This window comes from Shewanella sp. KCT, assembly GCF_007636505.1.
Lineage (GTDB): Bacteria > Pseudomonadota > Gammaproteobacteria > Enterobacterales > Shewanellaceae > Shewanella > Shewanella halotolerans.
The window spans coordinates 24,786-44,293 of sequence record NZ_LVDJ01000014.1 but is presented as its reverse complement, the minus strand read 5'-3'; the positions used below and the strand labels follow the sequence as shown (position 1 = coordinate 44,293).

Here is a 19,508-nt window from a genome sequence, read left to right as displayed (position 1 = left end):
CTACCTTGGTCTCGTCGATGATTTTTTATGGACTGCCTATGGGTAAAGAGGCTTATCGTAAATTAGCGAAACAAGGTTTGCTTGAGTATACCCAGAGGCTTTTTCACCACAGGTCTTAGTAGTGATTTTTTGTGCTGCATTTGCAGTGCTGCTCACAAATTGTGCTGAGTTTGTTGGCTTGCACCGTGGCGGAATTAGTGTGATTTGAGGTGGATCACACTCTGGTTTTAGCGGGTCATCTTCTTAACGAATACCACCACGAACAGGGCGATGGTAAAGCTGCCGGTGAAGGCCTCGACGGCAGCGATGGCGCGGGAATAGCCAATGGGGGTGAAGTCGCCATAGCCTAGTGTGGTGAAGGTGACGACCGAGTAATAGATGCAGTTGAAGAAGAGTGCCAGGTTGGTGGTGAGATCGTTTTGCCAGTTGAAGACATGAATATTGCCGTCATAGTTGAGACCGGTAAACAGATAGAGCAGGGCGCAGACGAAGATGAGCCCCATGGAGAAGCCGATCACCCTAGTGGGCGCCTCGCCATAGCCGCAGAAGATGTCGATCATCTTGGAGAGGGCGCGGGAATAGCTGTATTTGGGCATCTGATGGCGGCGCATGGTGAGCTCTTTACGCAGGTAGTCGCCGCCCATGGCAAACAGACCTTCACGCTCGGCGGCCTTGCGCAGATCCCGGTAGATCTCCTCTGCCTGTTCGAAATAGTCGAGGGCGATCTCGTTTTCGCCGACCCTTTCCGCCTCGTTGGCCAGGCGTTCCTGCCTGAGGAGCTTACCGGTATTGATGTTCTCTATCTTGGCGCCGTTCCACTTGATCCCCAGCAGGTTGGTGCCTACCAGATTGGCGCAGTGAACATTGGCCTCACGTAGATCTGCCTTCATCAGGCTGGCGTGTTGCAGGTTGAGATTAAACATGTGCGCCCCCTGGAGGTTGGCGCGATACAGCTCGGCGTGGCTCATGTCGAAGCCTGTCTTCTGATGGTGCCTCACCAGATCGATGCCGGGCAGGTTGGCACGCTTGAGGGAGATCCCCCTCAGCATGCCGCCGTTGCGGGCGAAGGCCTCCAGACGGGCGACATCTTCCGGCTTATCTTTAATGATTTTAGGATCATGCCAATAACAGAGCCCTGAGGCTTCGGCTGGCTCGGTGCAGGAGAAACCTTCGTCTTCGTGATAGCAGCATTGGTTCGTCTGTTTCATATTGAACATTATAGCCAGCCTGTCGAAAAGGGGCGGGGATTCTCCCGTCGAGTCATTGGGAGCAATAATGCTGTTTTTTGCGATGAAATTCGCTCAATAAGACTGAGTGTGCCCCTATGCGAATTGGGGCGATTGCGTTAAAATACCGCGTTTGCATTCCTGCCAATCGAATTTTAAGTAGAAAGAGTCATGTTTGAAGTAAATCCGGTTAAATTTAAAATCAAGGAGCTGGCCGAGCGCACCCAACTTCTTCGGGGGTATCTTTGACTACGATGCCAAGAGTGAGCGTCTAGAAGAAGTCAGTCGTGAGCTAGAGAGCGCCGACGTTTGGAACAATCCCGATAATGCCCAGGCCCTGGGTAAAGAGCGCGCCTCCCTTGAGGCAGTGGTCAAGACCATAGACGATATGGACAGCGGCCTTGAGGATGTGGAAGGCCTGCTGGAGCTGGCGGTCGAAGAGGAAGATGAAGACACCTTCAACGACGCTAACAGCGAGCTGGCTGGTTTAGAGAAGCGTCTGGAAGAGCTGGAGTTCCGCCGCATGTTCTCGGGTCCGAACGACGCCTCTGATTGCTACCTTGATATTCAATCGGGTTCTGGTGGGACCGAGGCTCAGGATTGGGCCAACATGGTGCTGCGCATGTATCTGCGCTGGGGCGAAGCCAAGGGCTATAAGCCTGAGCTTATCGAAGTCACCGACGGCGATGTCGCCGGCATCAAGGGCGCCACCATCAAGTTTACTGGCGAGTACGCCTTCGGGTCGCTACGCACCGAAACCGGGGTACACCGTCTGGTGCGTAAGTCGCCGTTCGACTCCTCGGGTAAGCGTCACACCTCGTTCTGCTCTGTGTTTGTCTATCCGGAGATCGACGACTCTATCGAGATCGATATCAATCCGGCGGATCTGCGCATCGACGTTTACCGCGCCTCGGGCGCTGGTGGTCAGCACGTTAACCGTACCGAATCTGCGGTGCGTATTACCCACTTGCCGACCAATACCGTAGTGCAGTGCCAGAACGATCGTTCACAGCACAAGAACAAAGACACGGCGATGAAACAGCTGAAAGCTAAGCTGTTCGAACTGGAAATGCATAAGCAAAACGCCGAGAAGCAAGCCGCCGAAGATGCCAAGTCTGATATCGGTTGGGGCAGCCAGATCCGCTCTTACGTGCTTGACGATGCCCGTATCAAAGATCTGCGTACCGGCGTGGAAAACCGTAATACCCAGAGCGTCCTCGACGGCGATCTGGACAAGTTTATTGAAGCTAGCCTGAAATCTGGCCTTTAACGAGAGAAGAAGATGACTGAACAAACTCAAGACGAAAACAAGTTAATTGCAGAGCGCCGTGCCAAGTTAGATCACGTTCGCGCTTCTTGCCCTGCTAACGGTCACCCGAACAACTTCGATCGAAAACATAAGGCTGCCGACATCCAGGCCGAATATGGTCAATACAGCAAGGAAGAGCTGGAAGAGATGAATGTCCAGCGTTCTATCGCCGGTCGTATCATGGCCAAGCGTGGCCCCTTCCTGGTGATCCAGGATGTGAGCGGTCGTATCCAGGCCTATGCCGGTAAAGACGTTCAGAAAGATCTTAAGGCCAAGTATCAAGGTCTTGATATCGGTGACATTATCGGTGTTACCGGCCAGCTGCACCTGTCTGGCAAGGGCGACCTCTATGTCAACATGGAAGAGTACCAGCTACTGACCAAGGCGCTGCGTCCGTTGCCCGAGAAGTTCCACGGCCTGACCGACCAGGAGACCCGCTACCGTCAGCGTTATGTAGATCTCATCGTGAACGAAGAGTCACGTGCGGCCTTCATCATGCGCTCTAAAGTGGTAACCGCTATCCGTAACTTCATGGTAAGCAAAGAGTTCATGGAAGTGGAAACCCCTATGATGCACAGCATCCCGGGTGGTGCCTCTGCGCGTCCTTTCATTACTCACCACAATGCGCTGGATATCGAGATGTACCTGCGTATCGCGCCTGAGCTATACCTCAAGCGTCTGGTGGTAGGTGGTTTCGAGCGCGTGTTCGAGATCAACCGTAACTTCCGTAACGAAGGCCTGTCGCCACGCCATAACCCAGAATTCACCATGATGGAATTCTATATGGCCTATGCCGACTACAAAGATCTGATGGATCTGACCGAAGAGATGCTCTCGTCAATCGCCAAAGATCTGCTGGGTGATACCAAGCTGCCATACGGCGATCACACTATCGACTTCGGCGGTCCATATGAGCGTCTGAGCATGCTGGATGCGATCAAGAAGTACAACCCAGACAACGAGACGATTCAGTCTATGACCTATGAAGAGGTTAAAGACGTCGAGTTTATGCGTAATCTGGCCAAGAGCCTGGGCATGACTATCGAGAAGTTCTGGACCTGTGGTCAGCTGCTGGAAGAGATCTTCGGTGAAACCGCCGAGCCTAAGCTGATGCAGCCTACCTTCATCACTGGCTACCCGGCAGATATCTCGCCGCTGGCCCGTCGTAACGATGAAAACCACTTCATCACCGACCGCTTCGAGTTCTTCATCGGCGGTCGCGAAGTGGCTAACGGCTTCAGCGAGCTGAACGATGCCGAAGATCAAGACAAGCGCTTCAAGGCGCAGGTCGATGCTAAAGATGCGGGCGACGATGAAGCCATGTTCTATGACGCCGACTACATCACGGCGCTGGAGCACGGTCTGCCACCGACTGCCGGTCAGGGTATCGGTATCGACCGTCTGGTGATGTTATTTACCAACACCCACACCATTCGTGATGTGATCCTCTTCCCGGCGATGCGTCCTCAGGGATAAGCAGGCAACGCTTAAGAAAAAACCAGCCTCAAGGCTGGTTTTTTTATCTGCGGCATTTGCAGTTAAAATGACCGTCTGAGATGGAGTTTTAGATTAAACCACTGATAAATTAATTGATTTCTAGTATAAGATGGGTTGGGCCGCTGCCTGCGCCATTTTTTGTCGGGACTAACACACTTTTGTTAAATTAAGGTTAATTTATCGCATTTGCAGGTGTCCATTGCGACTAATTGGCGATAAGCTAGCGTAAAGGATTCAGGGATAGTGACACTCGGTCGTCGCTCTCGGAGTAGGATAGTGATAGATATCAAGATTCCAGATGAAGCGTTACAAGATTGGCAGGAAGCGTTAGAGAGCTTAGCCCTGGCATTTGACGGCAGTCTATTCCTGCTGGCCCTAACGGCCACTGATGGTCTGACGCCTCAGCTAAGCCTGTGCGATGACAATCAGGTCCATCGCCAGAGTATCGCCCAGCTCTGCGCCCAGGGACTCACCCTGTTTCGTGACTATATCGAACATCCTCATCATCCCCACGCACCGGTGGACGTTGGCGGTATCATACTGCATCCGCTCTTCTGGCCTTCCCAGGCCCTCTATGGCGCCCTGTGTCTGGTGCCAAACGAACAGCCTAACCACGACAAGCGGCTAAATACCCTGGTCAAGCTGACCTGTCAGGCGGTGCAATATGCCCTGGTCAACCTCTACCAGACCCATCGCCAGCAGTTACTGGAGATAGAGCCGCATCCGGCGCCGAATGTGGATCTGCAACTCTTTATCGACAGCTTGCCTGAGCATGTGTGGATGAAGGATGTAGCGGGGCGCTATGTGCTGATCAACCAGAGCGTCGAGATCGCCTGGGGGCGCAGCAAAGAGCAGCTGCTCAATCGCACCGACGATGAGATCTTCTCCCCAGAGCTGGCCGAAGAGTTTGTTCAGGGGGATTATGAGTCAATTGTGCGCGGCGTGCAGGTGACGGCCGCCGAGTGCGAGGCTAAAGATATCGACCAGTCCAACTCCTGGCTGGAGACCACTAAGGTTCCTGTCGTCTCACCTGACGGCACTCTCGAAGGGGTGATCGGCATCTCCCGTAACATCACTTCCCATAAGGCGGCTCAGGAACAGCTGGAACTGGCGGCTAACATCTTCGAGAACTCGGTGGAAGGGGTGGTGATCACAGACGCCAACGGCAATATTGTCGAGGTTCATGGCGCCTTTACCGAGATCACCGGCTATAGCCGCGACGAGGTGCTGGGGGAAAACCCACGCATTTTAAATTCCGGCCGTCACGACAAGGCCTTCTTCGAGCGCCTGTGGCGCTCGTTGCTGACCAACGGCAAGTGGCACGGCGAGATCTGGAACCGACGCAAGAGCGGCGCCATCTATCCCGAGCAGCTGACCATCAGCTCCATGTATGGTGACGATCATCAGGTGCGCTATTTCGTCGCCGTGTTCGCCGATATCTCGGCGCAGAAGCAGAGCGAGAAGGAGCTGGCGCGGTTGGTGTACCACGACCCGCTGACCAAGCTGCCCAACCGCCTGATGCTGTCGGCGAACCTGGAACAGGAACTGCGCCACGCGGCCCGTGAAGAGACGCAACTGGCACTGATCTTCATCGACGTGGATCTGTTTAAACATATTAACGACAGCTATGGTCATGTGACCGGCGATGCCATCCTAATGGAGGTGTCCAGGCGCCTGGAGCAGAAGCTGGGCGAGGAAGCCACCTTGGCCAGGCTGGGTAGTGATGAGTTTATCGCCGTCCTGCCCCATGTGGAGAGTGACGACAGCGTCTCCCTCATGGTGAGCCGGCTGCGCGAAGCCTTCGACGCGCCCTTCTTGCTGGATGACGAGGGCAGCGTGCGCCTCACCGCCAGCATGGGGGTGGCCATCTACCCGGGTGATGGCGAGAGCGGCGACACCCTGCTGCGTAACGCCGATACCGCCATGCACAGGGCTAAGGCCAATGGCCGCAACAACTACGCCTTCTATACCCAATCTTTAACCCTGGCCTCGGTGGAGCATCTCAAGCTACAGAGTGCGCTGCACGATGCCATCAACAAGGATGCCTTCTACCTGGTGTACCAGCCCAAGTTGGCGCTGAGCACGGGTCAGTGTGTCGGCTTCGAGGCGCTGCTGCGCTGGGAAGACCCACAACTGGGCATTATCTCGCCGGCCATCTTCATTCCGGTGGCGGAGAATATCGGCCTGATCAACGAGATAGGCCTCTGGGTACTGAAACAGGCGGCGACCCAGGGCGCCCAATGGCTAGCCGAGGGCAAGCGTTTTGGTCGCATCTCGGTGAATGTTGCCGGGCCTCAGCTGCAGCAGAAACAGTTTTGCGCCCAGGTTAAAAGTGTGCTCGATGAGGCTGGGCTGCCGCCCGAATACCTTGAGCTTGAGGTCACCGAGAGCTGCATGATGTCCGATCCCTTGGCAGTGATCGAGGTGCTTAAACAATTGGGCGAGCTCGGGGTCGAGCTGTCGGTGGATGATTTCGGGACCGGCTATTCGTCGCTGAATTACCTGAAGCGTCTGCCTATACATAAGCTGAAGATAGATCAGTCCTTCATCCGTGATATTCCCAGAGACGGCAACAACACGGCAATTGCCAAGGCGGTGATCGCCCTTGGCCATGCGCTGAACCTCTGCATCATAGCTGAAGGGGTGGAGACGCCGGAGCAGGCGGCCTTCCTTGAGGCGGCGGGGTGCGATCAGGCCCAGGGCTATCTCTACAGCAAGCCAAGAGTGGTCGAGGAGCTGGCCGAGTTCTTAGGTTAGCCCTAGGACTAGTATTTAGATTTGCTCTTGGACTAGCGCCTAGCCTAGTGTCGCGAGCGGTTTAACTTCGCCTGGCTGCAACGCACCCAGGTGGATGTCACCTATGCGTACCCGCACCAGCCTCAGGGTGGCAAAGCCGACGGCGGCGGTCATCTTACGCAGCTGACGATTCTTGCCCTCGGTAATGGTGATCGCCAGCCAGCTGGTAGGCCCGTGGCGGGCGTCTCTGATCTTGCGTCCCCGCGGTGGTAGGTCTGGCGCCTGGTCGAGGCGGCGCGCGCGGCAGGGGAGGGTGCGATACTTCTCGCCCTTGATGCCTATCTCAACCCCCTCGCAGAGGCTCAATATCGCCTGCTCCGTGATCTCGCCATCGAGCTGCAGATAATACTCTTTCTCGATCGACTTGCTGCGCACCGCATGGCTGGTCTTGCCATCAGTGGTCAATAGCAGTAATCCCTCAGAGTCATGATCCAGCCGGCCGATCGCCATGATGCCCGTTGGGAAGTTGGCCAGCTCACCAAGTAAAGGCTTACGTTTACGGCGCTCGCCGACAAACTGGCTCAGATAGCCGTAAGGCTTAAAGATCATAAAGTGTTGGGCAGGCGTGCTTGTTTGCCCAGTCAATTGCATCTGTTCTTGGGCTTCGCCTTGAGTCTGTTCAATTGAATCTGGGGTAACTTTTCTAGGCGTGACTTTTGTTGGTATACGCGCTGACATTGGCTTTTCTGTGGTAGTGGGCGGGGCAGTTTACCATAAAAGGTGCGTCGTTTTTATGGTCAGATTAATAATGACAACGCTGTCATTTGTGGTTATAGTAATGTTAATTTCTCTCATCGGCGCATAGAACTGCTGCTGTCAGCTGCCGTGAGAGGGCGTTAACTACCAGGGCCGAGACGAATCAAATCATGCAAATTGTTATTCTAAAAGACAGCGCCGAGGTGGCGGAATATGGTGCCAATCTCATCATCAATCAGCTTAAGCGTAAGTCGGACTCTGTGCTGGGGCTGGCGACTGGCTCGACCCCAGTGTCCCTCTATCAGCGCCTGGTGGCCGCAAATCAGGCGGGCGCCGTCACCTTCAAAGGGGTGACCAGCTTTAACCTGGACGAATATCTGGGGCTGGAGGGCAGTCATCCTCAGAGCTATCGCTACTTCATGGATAGCCAGCTGTTCGATGCTATCGACATCAATAAGGACAATACCCATGTGCCGCCGGGGGATGCCGAAGATCCTATCGCCGCCTGCGAGGCCTATGAGGCGCGGATCCAGGCCGCCGGCGGTATCGATATTCAGCTGCTAGGGATAGGCCGCAACGGGCATATCGGCTTCAACGAGCCCTCGTCTGGCCTGATGTCACGTACCCGGGTCAAGACGCTGACCCAGGCGACCATAGAAGACAATGCTCGCTTCTTCGCCGAGGGAGAATATCAGCCCCACCTGTCGATCACCATGGGGATAGGCACCATTTTAGATGCCAAGAAGGTGCTGTTGCTGGCCACCGGTGAGAGCAAGTCCGACGCCATTCGCGCCGCGGTAGAGGGCGCCCTGAGCGCCGCCTGTCCGGCATCGGCGTTGCAGCTGCATCGCGATGCCGTATTGGTGATCGATGAGGCGGCCGCATCTAAGCTGGCCGACAAGGAGTTCTATCGTCATATCGAGGCTGAGAATCAGCTGCTGCAGGCCAGGCTGGCGGCGCTCAAGGCCGGTGAGTAGTAATAGCTATTGATAAACAGAAAGGGCGTCTCTCACCGGAGGCGCCTTTTCTGTTTTGGAGGTTTTGTTGTCAACGCCTTGTTAGTGATGGTCCCACTCATGGCAATTGGGGCCTGGCATTAGGAGCCGATGTTAGCTGCCGGCGCCGCTTTCCAACACCCTGATTTTTGACTATGTTATGACAGATACAACTAGGCCAGACCATTTTGTACCAGCCAAAAGGTTATCGCCCGCCTGCTAAGGAACTCGTCATGCTAAAGAAACTCCTGATACTCGTACTCCTGCTACTCTCATCCCCCTTTATTGCCGCCTTGTTTATTGAAGAAGATTACCGTGTGGATACCCAAATCGTCATCGACAGGCCGGCGGACCAGGTGTTCGACTTCTTGAGAAAGTTGAAGAACCAGGATCAATTCAGCGTCTGGGCCAAGATGGACACGGCCATGGAGAAGAGTTATCGCGGCGAGGATGGCACAGTTGGGTTTGTCTCAAGCTGGCGCAGCGACAACCCGGATGTCGGCGCGGGAGAGCAGGAGATCATGGCTATCTTCCCCGGTAAGCGTATCGAGTATGAGCTGAGATTTAAGACACCCTTCGAGGCGGTCTCGCCCGCCTATATCACCACTCAGGCGCTAGGGCCGAATCAGACCGAGGTGCATTGGGGCTTTAGTGGCCACATGGCCTATCCCATGAATATATTGCTGCCGCTGATGCAGGTAGATGCCATGGTGGAGCGGGATCTCAGCCAGGGGCTGAGTAACCTCAAGACCCTACTCGAGAGCAAGTGAACCTGAGGGAGATGGTCATGGAAAAGCACAACATCTTTGCGTCCCTGCCGGAGGATCTCACCCTGGAGGTGTTCGAGCCCCTGGTGGATACCGGCGGCGTGTTGATCGAGCGTATCGTCTCTAAGGCCCATCGTACGCCAGAAGGACAATGGTACGATCAGGACAGAAACGAGTGGGTCATGGTGCTTAAGGGGGAGGCGACCTTAGTGTTCGAGGGCGCCGAGGTGGTGCACCTTAAGGTGGGCGATCATCTTAATATTCCTGCCCATTGCCGCCACAGGGTCAGCTGGACCAGTGAGCATGAGGAGACCCTCTGGCTGGCGGTGCATTACTGAATATAAGGCGACCAGTACTAGCAAAAGTCGATGCTCGAGTGGATTGTGAGCCTGATGAATCGCTGGCTTGGTGAAAAAATGCGCGATACCGAGGTGTTTTGTGAGCTAGGTCTGGTATAATCGCGCCCCTAATTTTTATCTATCTGTGATCTGATTCGAGACTCCTCATGGACAAGCCTGAGATTTTTATCCCCGATAGCGCCCCGATCGCGCCGGTAACTACCCGCTCAAACCGCCTCGAGCTCTTGGCCCCCGCCAAGAATGCCGACTATGGTATCGAGGCCATCAAGCATGGTGCCGACGCCGTCTATATCGGTGGCCCAGCCTTCGGTGCCAGGGCGACCGCCGGCAACAGCGTCGAGGATATCGCGCGTCTGTGTGAGTTTGCCCACCGCTATCACGCCCAGGTGTTTGTCGCCATCAACACCATCTTGATGGACGATGAGTTAGACGCGGCGCAGAAGTTGATCTGGCAGGTGTATGAGGCCGGTGCCGACGCCCTGATCGTGCAGGATATGGGGGTGCTTCAGCTGGATATTCCGCCTATCGCCCTGCACGCCAGTACCCAGATGGATAACCGTAACCCAGAGAAGGTTGCCTTCTTAGAGCAGGTAGGCTTCTCACAGGTGGTGCTCGCCCGTGAACTGGGCTTGAGTCAAATCCGCGATGTGGCGGCTAAGACTAACATGCAGCTGGAGTTCTTCATCCACGGCGCCCTGTGCGTCGCCTACAGCGGCCTGTGTAACCTGAGTCACGCCTTCAGTAACCGTAGCGCCAACCGCGGCGAATGCTCGCAGATGTGCCGTCTGCCGGGGGATCTCAAGACCCGCCAGGGTGAGGTGTTGGCGCAGAACGAACACTTGCTGTCGCTCAAAGACAACAACCAGACAGATAACTTAGAGGCGTTGATCGATGCCGGTATTCGCTCCTTTAAGATCGAGGGCCGCCTTAAAGATCTTAGCTATGTGAAGAACGTGACCGCTCACTATCGCCAAGAGCTGGATAAGATCATCGCGCGTCGCCCCGAGTTTGTGGCCTCGAGCCATGGCCGCTGCGAGCACAGCTTCACGCCGAACACGGAGAAGACCTTTAACCGTGGCCGCACCGACTACTTCGTCAACGAACGTAGCCAGGGGGTCAGCGATTTCCGCTCGCCGAAATATATCGGCGAAGAGGTGGGCAAGGTCGCAGCCCTGGGTAAAGACTTTATTCAGGTGGAATCGAGCCACAGCTTCAACAACGGTGACGGCCTATGTTACTTCCCGCCAAACTATGAGAAGGCTAAGCAGTCTGACGATAAGCTGCAGGGGCTCAGGGTTAACCGCGCCGATGGCAACAAGCTGTATGTGATCGCCGTACCGGGCGATCTTAAGGTGGGCGCTACCCTGTATCGTAACCATGATCAGGCGTTCGAGACAGTGCTGGCCAAGGAATCCTCCAAGCGTATCATCAAGGTGGATATGACCCTGAGCGATACCGAAAAAGGGGTCGCGCTGACCATGACCGACCAATATGGCCTGAGCGCCACCCGCGAGCTGGAACTCGACAAGACCCCAGCCACAGATACCGAGAAGGCGCTGAAGAATCTGCGTAAGCAGCTGGGTAAGCTTGGTAGCACAGACTTCGAGGCCCGCGAGATCAATATCGAGACCGCCAGTCCCTGGTTTATGCCGGCTTCCCTGCTTAACGGCCTGCGCCGTGACACGGTTGCCGCCCTGGAACTGGCGCGCGTCGAGGGCTACGAGCGCCCTCAGGCATGGAAATACAACCAAGACGCCGTCTATCCCTTTAAGCACCTGAGCTTCATGGGTAACGTGGCCAACGAGAAGGCGAAAGACTTCTACACACGTCATGGGGTGATCGAGATCGAAGACACCTATGAGAAGAACGGCGTGACCGAGGATGCGCCGCTGATGGTGACCAAGCACTGCCTGCGCTTTAACTTCAACCTCTGCCCGAAAGAGGTGCCCGGCATCAAGGCGGAGCCGCTGCAGATTGAGATAGGTAAGGATGTGCTCAAGCTGGTCTTCGACTGTCCTAAATGCGAAATGATGGTTGTCGGCGCTAACCGTCAGGTATAGGCTAGGGAACAAATTAAGTTCACTTTCAAGGAGATCAAATATGGGACTGTTAGATGCGCTGATGGGCAATGCTGCCGAAGTGAACCTGGATGAGTTAGCCCAGGAGCTGGGGCCTATCATGGGCGATAACGAGCAGTTAGCGCTGGCTTACCGTGTCATCCGCGACATGTTCGTGTTTACCAACAAGCGACTTATCCTCATCGACAAGCAGGGCGTTACCGGCAAGAAGGTGAGTTATCACTCTGTGCCCTATAAGGCGATCACCCATTTTGAGGTGGAAACCGCCGGGACCTTCGACATGGACGCCGAGCTAAAGCTATGGATCTCGGGGCAGAAAGATCCTCTGGTGAAGGAGCTGAAGAAAGGCACCGACGTCGTGGGCATTCAGAAGACGATTGCTAACTTTTCTCTATAACACTAGTTCGCTTTAACGCGACGCGCCCTCGTTATTTTTTAAGCCCAGGCCTAGCCCTGGGCTTTTTGTTGCCAGTTCCAGCTTGGGGTGGAGAGCAGATCTTGCCCCACTATCTTGGTCTGCCCCAGCTGCTTGTCGAGTTCGATTAGCTGACACTGCTCAAATTCGTTGAGGGCATTGATCAGCCTATTGGCGTGGGAGACCACCCAGAGCTGACACAACTTAGATGCCTTGGCGATAAGCCGGGCCAGAGCAGGTAACAGATCTGGATGCAGGCTGGTCTCCGGCTCGTTGAGCACCATCAGCTCAGGCGGCCTTGGGGTGAGCAGGGCGGCGATCAGCAGCAGATATCTGAGGGTGCCGTCGGAGAGCTCCTGGGCGTTGAGGGGCCTTAGCAGCCCCTGCTGATGAAAGTTGACGCTTAACAGGCCACCGGCCTGGTAGCCAATGGTGACATGGGCGCCGGGAAAGGCATCACTCACCGCCTCATCGAAGCTTTCCCTGTCGCCTATTTCGAAGATGGTCTGAATCGCCGAGGCCAGATCCCGGCCGTCATGGTGCAGCACTGGGGTGCGGGTACCCAGCTGTGGCTGACGCGCGGGCGCCTCGCTATCGCTGCGAAAATGATCGTAGAAGCGCCAGGCGCGAATGCTGTCTCTGAGCCTGAGCACCTCGGGCGTGCGGGTGGGATCCGACAGCTCGGTGAAGATGCTGTCGCCGTGCTGCATATGCTGATTCAGGCTCTGCCAGCCATCTTGCCCTCCTTGCTGGGCGCGCCCCTTCACCATGGGGCCACGTCGCTCCACCAGTACGGCGGCGGGTCGATACTTGTTGCCGACCCAGATCGCCTCACGCTTAATCTGAGGATCTAGCCCGAAGAGGGTGGTGCTGTCTGGCTTGGGTAGCCCAAGCTCGATGAGGTAGCTGAACTCATCGCCGGCAAAGCCCAGTTTAAGCCGCTTGGTCTGCTGGCGTACCGTGGGGGTTATCTCGGTATCGCCGCTCAACATCCCCTTGGTGAGGTTTTCCGGCCCCGCCCAGAAACAGGAGTCCAGCCCGCCCTCTTGGGCCAGGGCATTGACCACGCCGCCTTGGGCCGTTTGTGCCAGTAGCCTAAGCGCCTTGTAGAGGTTGGACTTGCCACTGCCGTTGGCGCCCGTGACCAGATTGAGCTGCCCCAGGGGCAGACGTATGTCTCGCAGCGAACGGTAGTTGTTGATGGCTAAGGTGGTCAGCATGGCGCTCTTTTTTGTGGTTTTAGTTTTGGTTGAGCATGATTCTAATTTTGGCTTGGGGCAATAGTGGCATCTTTAGGCTCTCGATGCCATAAGTGCTCAAACGCTGGGCGAGCTTATCTTTTAGCCGCTCATCCCTGTTGCAGCTTGGCCAGATGCGCCTTGCGCTCAGGGGTATAGTGCCACCAGGGCTGGGAATCTTCCCCTTCCATGAAACGCACCGCGGCGATAAACACATCTATGACGCAGGGATCGTGACGACACTGGGTGATGGCTTCGAGCTGGGCGTGCATCTGATATGGATCCAGCCCGATAAGCTCCCTGGGGTGATGCAGGCCGAGCTTGTAAAAATCCTCCGCTGTGGCCTTACCCACGTTGGGGATCATGGTGAACTCTGTGATGGTTTCGCGGGCTGACATCTGGCTTCTCTTATTATCTGTGTGGTTTTAAGTGTACGGCGTTTAACGCGGCTTGTCAGCGGCTCCCTAGGCCAGCAAGGCATAACCGACCGCGACTAGCATGGCGACGGCGAAGAAGATGCGCAGCGCCCTCGCGGCCTTTGGCCTGGAAAATAGCGGGCGTAGCAGGCCGCCGAAGATCAGCCAGAGGCTGTCTACCAGAGTCGCGACCAGCAAGGCGCAGATCCCCGTGACCAGATAGCCCAGGGCCGTGTTTCCAGTGGCAGTAAAAACTGGGAGAAGATGGCCAGGAAGGCGGCATAGGCCTTGGGATTGAGCAGGTTGAGGATAAAGCCATCTTTGAAGCTCGGCGCCTGCTGCGCGTTATCTAACTGGGTGCAGGGGGCACTGGCAATCTTATAGGCGATGAAGGCGATATAGGCGCCGCCGAGCAGCTGAAAGGTGAGCCTGAGGTCGGGAAAGTTGCTAAACAGGGCGGCGAGTCCGGCGCTGGCGCCTATGATTGCTACCGACAGCCCAAGGAGTATGCCCGCCAGGAAGGGGGCGCCGCGTCTTATGCCAAAGGTGGCGCCCGTGGCGGCCAGTGCCAGCGGCGCTGGGCCGGGTGAGCCCAGGAGTAATCCGGTGGCGGCGATTAACGAAACGAGTGATTCCAACATGCCAGGCTCCTTGTGGCGCACTTTTGACGGGCAACCCATTTGCCCAGATTGAGCATCTTAGCCTGATTGGTTTATCTGTAAAGCCAAGGGGGCGATTTGGCGCGGCGCATCGCTGCAAGGCTAACGCTACACCTAGCACTGCCCTCTTGGTAACTCGGCGATAAACCTGGCGATAGAACTTGCGATAAACCTAGGGCGACACCTCGCGAGATCTGCACAGGTTTCATTACACTTTCGAAATCCTGCCTATCGGACCGCAGCGGGGTGCTTGAGGATATCTTGCTGCCAGCGCTCGGCGAGAAAATCGATGAAGTGGCGAATCAGGTGTTGCTGATAGCTGCGCGAGAGGTAGACGGCCCACAGCGTCTTACCCGGCAGGTGATATTCAGGCAGCAGCTCGACCAGCGCCCCCGAGGCCAGATGGGCATTGGCGAGATCGCAGGGTAGATGAATGAGCCCCATGCCCCGCAGCGCCGCCTTGAGGAGGACGCCCATGTCGTTGGCCTGTAGGTTACCGCCGACCTTTTTATCAATATTTTGATTGTCTTTGACAAACAACCAGTTGGTTTGGCTGGCGTGCAGCAGGCAGTTGTGCGCCGTGATATCGTCGAGACTGGTGATGGGCTCATGGCCGGCGAGATAGTCAGGCGAGGCGCACAGCACTGAGTCTATATGCATCAAGCGGCGGGCGATCAGGCTCTCATCGGGCTGCTGGGTGTAACGCAGGGCGATATCAACCCGCTCATCGACCAGCTGCACCATCTCATCTGATAGCAGCAACTGCACCTTGACCTCCGGATGCTCGCGGGTGAAGTCATCGATCGCATCGAACAGCAGCGCCTGACCCAGGCCGATGGGGGAGGCGATACGTATGCTGCCGACCAGCTCCTGCCTATGACGCTGGGCGCGGTTTTGCAGCGCCGCGACTTCATCGAGGATCTTCTGACAATAGATAAAGGCCTCTTCGCCCTGCACGCTCAGGCTGACACTGCGGGTGGTGCGATGCAGCAGGCGCAGTCCCAGCCAACGTTCCACTTCCTGAATATGGCGGGAGACCTGTAGTCGGCTGAGGCCTAGTTGTTCGGCGGCCTGGGTAAAGCTGCCGCAACTGGCCACCTCGACGAAACTACGGATCGCGCTGATCTTATCCATATTAGTGACCTTATTTAGTAACCTAAAATGAAACAATGATGCTCTATCTACGCTGTTTATCACGATAAGCGGGCTAAGTAAACTGATGCCAATTTAGTCAGATAGTGAGGAACAGAAGATGAATATCGCGATTATTGGTGCCACAGGTTGGATAGGCAGTACCTTGATGCAGGAGGCCTTGAGCCGCCAATTGTCGGTCACCGCCCTGGTGAGAGACCCGGCTAAATTAACCGGTGAGTTAGCCAGTCAGGTCACGGCGCGGGTCGTCGATCTCGAGCAGGGTATCGACCCTCAGGTATTCGAGGGGATCGATCTGGTGATCGCCTCCGTGGGTGGACGAGCCTCTGGCCAGCATCAATTGGTGCCCCAGAGCGCCAAGGCGCTGCTGGATCTGCTGCCCAAGACTCAGGTTAAGCGCCTGCTGTGGGTCGGCGGCGCCGGCAGTCTGGAGCTGGCTCCAGGCCAGACCCTAGTGCAATCGCCAGGATTCCCGCCTGAGTACAGGGATGAGGCCTTGGCCCAGGGCGAGGCGCTTAAGGTATTCAGGGCGAGTGACTCGCCGCTTAACTGGACCTTTGTCAGCCCGGCGGCCGAGATCTATCCCGGCGCCAGCGAAGGGCCCTATCGTATCGGCGGCGACAGGTTCTTTACCGACGAGGAGGGACGCAGCCGCATCTCGGTCGCGGACTACGCCAAGGCGATGCTGGATCTAATTGATTCAGGCGACTATGCCCGCCAGCGGATCAGCGTGGCTTACTAGTGCTCGTGGCTTACTAGAGTCGCGGTTTATGGATAGCGATCCACCTGCTTTGCAGGTGGATTTTTTATCAACGAGCGGGACTGTTAGCGAGGCTGTCGAAGGGCCTGTCTATGTCGCACAGCATCTAAATTATCTGCATTGATCTGCTTGTTTAATGCTGTGAGGAATTCGCTTAGATTGTCCGAGGCAAAGTAATGCTGACTAGCCTGTAATAAATTGAGCGCGCCTTGGGGAGTTTCGCCCTTAAGCCTTAGCCGTTGAATGGCTTGCTGCTTGGCGATTGTAAGATCTTTCTCGGTTAGCGAGGCAACAGTGCTTTGAAAAAACTCTGTGTAAACAGAAGTGAGGGCTTCCCCGCTTCGATGGCCGTTACTCTCAATAATGAAATCCAGCGAGGGGCGATGAATTGAGCGGGATACTCTAACCCCCGCATGATAGGCAATACGCTTTTCCTGGCGCATATATGTCTTGAATTTGGTTTCCCAGAGTTCTCTATCGACCAGTGTGGCCGCTAATTCAGCTAGCCCTTTGCGTCGCGTAGCCAAGCGCCAGGAAACCACATTCGGTGTTGAGAGGTTGTACGCCAAGGGCACATAGGCAGTAGCTGCAGGATCAATCTCCGGTGAGTTTGTCAGGGATTTTTTTTGTGCTGGCTCGACTTTATTTTGCCCCCAATTTTTAAAAGGCGCGTTGACCTTGAAGTAGACTAAGTCACCGGCATAGAAGATCTGGAAAACAGCGTTTGCTTGAGCATCGGCGATAATCTGGGTTGTAAACAAAGGCCGTGCCCCTTCATCATCTCTCATTTTTTTCAGGCTTTTGATGATCTCATCTGCATTACTGTCGCCGTAGCCGCGTATTTTGAGCTCGGTGTCGAAAGAGGCCTTGTTGAAATGCTTTGCATTGAAGTAAGTCTTAAGTCTACTTAGCGCGTGATCTGTGATGGCTTTAAACTCAGCCTGAGAGATTGGCTGTGTCAAACTTGCCTGGATGACATCGGCCATATATTTGGCAATACCTTCTCTTCTCCCTGTAAAGGTCAGCCTAACTCCCTCTTGTGTGTCCTCTGTTCGAACGCTATAACCTACTAGCGATGCGAAATATTGTCTATCCGCCAACGCGGTTTCGAAGCGACTCATCAAGATAAATTTTTGCGCCAGGTAAAATGGCGTTGCCGTCTTGGCTGACAGCGTTAGGTTATGAGTAGTGAGATTAACCACAACTGTCGCATCTAAACTGTCTTTAACCTCAACTAGATGTATTTGTGGTGTGAGCTGGCCAAATGGCATCACACTTTCAATCATCTGTGTTTCTGACTCTATGTTCAGGTAGGGATTCTGCGCCGGAAAATGTAACGAGTCGCTCTTTTGAGAGGCTTGCCAGTTTTTCAGCTGAGAATCCGTAAACTTGCGCAGTGAATAAGGTGTGTCGAAGTAAGGCGTTTTCTGCTCACCCGTCACCCTTGGTGAACTAAAGACGGCTTGCATCGCCTTGGGCGTTATCCAGGTGCTTAGCGTCTCGGTTATATCCGATTGTGAGACGTTAACTGTTTCATATCGATATTGGAGCCAATTTGTTGTCGGCATCCTTAGCATGTCATTGGATAGCTCACCCAGCCAGTCTCCGACTTCTTGGGTGCCCACCTGTAGTCGGTTGCGGGTTAATACCTGGGCTCGCTCTTCCTGCACGTATGACGGCAATTCTTGGGTGGATAGCAAGTTGATATAGCTAAAGGCCACACCTATGACAGTATCTAACGAGCGGCTACCACGGTCCGTCAAACGAATATAGATATCAAAAACTTCGTTTCGGCCATCACCCTGAAAGACTGTGTTTAGCGCTGTGGCTAGGCCAAGCTTTCTTAATCTGGCGATGATAGACCCCTTGGTTTCATGCCCGATTAACTCAGAGATTAGTTGATAGAGTGCATAGGTTTGATGATCTCTAGCCGGTGGTAGCTCAAAGCGTAGATCTAATGTTTGGTCTGGTGAGTGCGTTTGTACGGCGATCAGTGAACCTAAGTTTTTCTGGTTAAATAGCGGGATAGCCGAAGCCTTCAGCTGGTTCATGTTTGCTGCTGGGCGCATATTATTTTGGCTATATGCGATTTGAGACGACGGGGGTTTGCGCTGCCCAAATGTGCTTTCGATAAATTGTCTCATCTCGGTCAGTTCGGTTTGGGTATAAACTGCCAGAGTCATATTCCACGGAACATAATATTTTGTCTGGTAACTTTCCAGCGCCGCTTTTAATTGACCAGGACTTGCCTGTAAGCTTTCGCCGTTACCCAAGCCAAACTTAGAGCCTGGATGGCTAGGATTAGCCATGGCGCGCAGTACAGAGAGAATCCCCTGCCAGTCATTATCCTTTTTAGAAGTGAACTCCTTATTCACTTCAGATAGCCCTATCTCGATCGTCTCATCGTTAATCCTTGGCTGAAAGAGCATAGTGCTCAGCCTTGATAATCCTTCCTTAAGCCCATCATTTTGAAGTTGAAACTGAAAGCGGGTAAGGTCGCTGAGGGTGGAGCCGTTGGACCATCCTGTGTGCCGGCTGATGAACTCATGCCAATCACTGGTCCCCGGATATTTGTCACTTCCTAAGAAGACAATATGCTCAAGCAGATGCGGGAGGCCTTGCAGCTGCTCGGGAGTCGACATCTGACCGCCGGCAATAGAGATAGCGGCGCCGCTGATTGAGGTATTTTCATTGCGAATAAGCAGCACCTTCAAGCCATTGGTTAACTCGAAACTCTCATATCTTCCACCATCAATTTCTGCAATTTTGTCGCCTTTGGGTGCAGCCCAAGTTACAGGAACCAGACCCAATTGGAGCGAAACCAAGATAACTAGTGAGCGAAAGAGTATTCGCAATTGCATGTGTTAATCCCTTAAATGCGATGAAGTCGACTTACCTGTCTTGTGTAGCTTGAGGCGTGAGAGCTGTACCTTACTTAAAAGTGGTGGTGTTTACAACTCGTTCACAAATCAGCAGGCCGTTGACATAAATGGGTAGCGTTGGAGGGAGCTAGGGTCTTAATAAGTGGCTAGTCGTGAACGAGATACTGAGACCCGGAAACCCTGAACGAGAAGGCATCAACCGGAGGCCTGACCTTGAAAAACAAAAAGCCACTCAATGAGTGGCTTTTTTTAATGGCTTTTGG

At 54.7% G+C, this 19,508-nt stretch carries 17 protein-coding genes; 9 read left to right on the top strand and 8 right to left on the bottom strand.

What is annotated here, in order from left to right:
• Positions 1-227: 227 nt before the first annotated feature.
• Positions 228-1,208: a pentapeptide repeat-containing protein gene (locus tag AYI87_RS17405; RefSeq protein ID WP_144203952.1), complete on the bottom strand. Its 981-nt coding sequence runs from the start codon at positions 1,206-1,208 to the stop codon at positions 228-230.
• A gap of 189 nt (positions 1,209-1,397) precedes the next feature.
• On the opposite strand from AYI87_RS17405, the gene prfB reads away from it, so the two are divergent.
• The 3 genes from prfB to AYI87_RS17390 all read left to right on the top strand — a co-directional run bounded on the left by prfB (position 1,398) and on the right by AYI87_RS17390 (position 6,789).
• Positions 1,398-2,496, top strand: a protein-coding gene (gene prfB / locus AYI87_RS17400; protein ID WP_186300663.1) for a peptide chain release factor 2 whose coding sequence is annotated in 2 segments (ribosomal slippage) — positions 1,398-1,472 and positions 1,474-2,496 — 1,098 coding nt in all. Because the reading frame shifts where the segments join, the coding sequence is not laid out codon by codon here.
• A gap of 12 nt (positions 2,497-2,508) precedes the next feature.
• Positions 2,509-4,011, top strand: a complete 1,503-nt coding sequence (gene lysS, locus AYI87_RS17395) for a lysine--tRNA ligase (RefSeq protein ID WP_144203950.1) — start codon at positions 2,509-2,511, stop codon at positions 4,009-4,011.
• A gap of 297 nt (positions 4,012-4,308) precedes the next feature.
• Positions 4,309-6,789: a bifunctional diguanylate cyclase/phosphodiesterase gene (locus AYI87_RS17390; protein ID WP_260865171.1), complete on the top strand. Its 2,481-nt coding sequence runs from the start codon at positions 4,309-4,311 to the stop codon at positions 6,787-6,789.
• A 39-nt stretch (positions 6,790-6,828) separates the two neighbouring features.
• Here the strand turns inward: AYI87_RS17390 and AYI87_RS17385 are convergent, their stop codons facing one another.
• The gene (locus tag AYI87_RS17385) at positions 6,829-7,377 is read right to left on the bottom strand and encodes a pseudouridine synthase (protein WP_409928981.1); all 549 of its coding nucleotides are present in this window, start codon (positions 7,375-7,377) and stop codon (positions 6,829-6,831) included.
• A gap of 317 nt (positions 7,378-7,694) precedes the next feature.
• On the opposite strand from AYI87_RS17385, the gene nagB reads away from it, so the two are divergent.
• The 5 genes from nagB (at position 7,695) to AYI87_RS17360 (ending at position 12,120) form a co-directional block, all read left to right on the top strand.
• Positions 7,695-8,501, top strand: coding sequence for a glucosamine-6-phosphate deaminase (gene nagB, locus AYI87_RS17380; protein ID WP_144203948.1), 807 nt, complete (start codon positions 7,695-7,697; stop codon positions 8,499-8,501).
• Between the two features lie 251 nt (positions 8,502-8,752).
• Complete coding sequence (locus AYI87_RS17375) at positions 8,753-9,289, top strand: SRPBCC family protein (RefSeq protein ID WP_144203947.1); 537 nt, start codon at positions 8,753-8,755, stop codon at positions 9,287-9,289.
• A gap of 17 nt (positions 9,290-9,306) precedes the next feature.
• On the top strand, positions 9,307-9,624 hold the full coding sequence (locus AYI87_RS17370; protein WP_144203946.1) for a cupin domain-containing protein: 318 nt from the start codon (positions 9,307-9,309) through the stop codon (positions 9,622-9,624).
• Positions 9,625-9,791: 167 nt separating this feature from the next.
• Positions 9,792-11,705: a peptidase U32 family protein gene (locus tag AYI87_RS17365; RefSeq protein ID WP_144203945.1), complete on the top strand. Its 1,914-nt coding sequence runs from the start codon at positions 9,792-9,794 to the stop codon at positions 11,703-11,705.
• A gap of 40 nt (positions 11,706-11,745) precedes the next feature.
• Positions 11,746-12,120: a PH domain-containing protein gene (locus tag AYI87_RS17360; protein ID WP_011864625.1), complete on the top strand. Its 375-nt coding sequence runs from the start codon at positions 11,746-11,748 to the stop codon at positions 12,118-12,120.
• Between the two features lie 50 nt (positions 12,121-12,170).
• On the opposite strand, the gene AYI87_RS17355 is transcribed toward AYI87_RS17360, so the two are convergent.
• From AYI87_RS17355 to AYI87_RS17340, 5 genes are all read right to left on the bottom strand, one after another.
• Positions 12,171-13,358: an AAA family ATPase gene (locus tag AYI87_RS17355; RefSeq protein WP_144203944.1), complete on the bottom strand. Its 1,188-nt coding sequence runs from the start codon at positions 13,356-13,358 to the stop codon at positions 12,171-12,173.
• A 128-nt stretch (positions 13,359-13,486) separates the two neighbouring features.
• Positions 13,487-13,774 (bottom strand): helix-hairpin-helix domain-containing protein, encoded by a 288-nt coding sequence (locus AYI87_RS17350; RefSeq protein WP_144203943.1) that lies wholly within the window; start codon positions 13,772-13,774, stop codon positions 13,487-13,489.
• Positions 13,775-13,840: 66 nt separating this feature from the next.
• Positions 13,841-13,990, bottom strand: a complete 150-nt coding sequence (locus AYI87_RS21465; protein WP_260865170.1) for a hypothetical protein — start codon at positions 13,988-13,990, stop codon at positions 13,841-13,843.
• On the bottom strand, positions 13,969-14,433 hold the full coding sequence (locus AYI87_RS17345) for a LysE family translocator (protein ID WP_260865169.1): 465 nt from the start codon (positions 14,431-14,433) through the stop codon (positions 13,969-13,971). Before AYI87_RS17345 ends, AYI87_RS21465 begins: the two co-directional genes overlap by 22 nt.
• A gap of 246 nt (positions 14,434-14,679) precedes the next feature.
• Positions 14,680-15,585, bottom strand: coding sequence for a LysR family transcriptional regulator (locus AYI87_RS17340; protein WP_144203942.1), 906 nt, complete (start codon positions 15,583-15,585; stop codon positions 14,680-14,682).
• A gap of 118 nt (positions 15,586-15,703) precedes the next feature.
• Here AYI87_RS17340 and AYI87_RS17335 point away from each other — a divergent pair, with 118 nt between their 5' ends.
• On the top strand, positions 15,704-16,345 hold the full coding sequence (locus AYI87_RS17335; protein ID WP_144203941.1) for an NAD(P)-dependent oxidoreductase: 642 nt from the start codon (positions 15,704-15,706) through the stop codon (positions 16,343-16,345).
• 83 nt (positions 16,346-16,428) lie between these two features.
• Here the strand turns inward: AYI87_RS17335 and AYI87_RS17330 are convergent, their stop codons facing one another.
• Positions 16,429-19,224: an insulinase family protein gene (locus AYI87_RS17330; protein ID WP_144203940.1), complete on the bottom strand. Its 2,796-nt coding sequence runs from the start codon at positions 19,222-19,224 to the stop codon at positions 16,429-16,431.
• Positions 19,225-19,508: the final 284 nt, after the last annotated feature.

Excerpts from the sequence above, each read along its gene's own strand:
- lysS (WP_144203950.1), top strand. The coding sequence starts at position 2,509 with ATGACTGAACAAACTCAAGACGAAAACAAGTTAATTGCAGAGCGCCGT.
- AYI87_RS17345 (WP_260865169.1), bottom strand. The coding sequence starts at position 14,433 with ATGTTGGAATCACTCGTTTCGTTAATCGCCGCCACCGGATTACTCCTG.
- AYI87_RS17340 (WP_144203942.1), bottom strand. The coding sequence starts at position 15,585 with ATGGATAAGATCAGCGCGATCCGTAGTTTCGTCGAGGTGGCCAGTTGC.
- AYI87_RS17355 (WP_144203944.1), bottom strand. The coding sequence starts at position 13,358 with ATGCTGACCACCTTAGCCATCAACAACTACCGTTCGCTGCGAGACATA.
- AYI87_RS17330 (WP_144203940.1), bottom strand. The coding sequence starts at position 19,224 with ATGCAATTGCGAATACTCTTTCGCTCACTAGTTATCTTGGTTTCGCTC.
- AYI87_RS17335 (WP_144203941.1), top strand. The coding sequence starts at position 15,704 with ATGAATATCGCGATTATTGGTGCCACAGGTTGGATAGGCAGTACCTTG.
- AYI87_RS17360 (WP_011864625.1), top strand. The coding sequence starts at position 11,746 with ATGGGACTGTTAGATGCGCTGATGGGCAATGCTGCCGAAGTGAACCTG.
- AYI87_RS17365 (WP_144203945.1), top strand. The coding sequence starts at position 9,792 with ATGGACAAGCCTGAGATTTTTATCCCCGATAGCGCCCCGATCGCGCCG.
- AYI87_RS17375 (WP_144203947.1), top strand. The coding sequence starts at position 8,753 with ATGCTAAAGAAACTCCTGATACTCGTACTCCTGCTACTCTCATCCCCC.
- nagB (WP_144203948.1), top strand. The coding sequence starts at position 7,695 with ATGCAAATTGTTATTCTAAAAGACAGCGCCGAGGTGGCGGAATATGGT.
- AYI87_RS17405 (WP_144203952.1), bottom strand. The coding sequence starts at position 1,208 with ATGAAACAGACGAACCAATGCTGCTATCACGAAGACGAAGGTTTCTCC.
- AYI87_RS17370 (WP_144203946.1), top strand. The coding sequence starts at position 9,307 with ATGGAAAAGCACAACATCTTTGCGTCCCTGCCGGAGGATCTCACCCTG.
- AYI87_RS17350 (WP_144203943.1), bottom strand. The coding sequence starts at position 13,774 with ATGTCAGCCCGCGAAACCATCACAGAGTTCACCATGATCCCCAACGTG.
- AYI87_RS17385 (WP_409928981.1), bottom strand. The coding sequence starts at position 7,377 with ATGATCTTTAAGCCTTACGGCTATCTGAGCCAGTTTGTCGGCGAGCGC.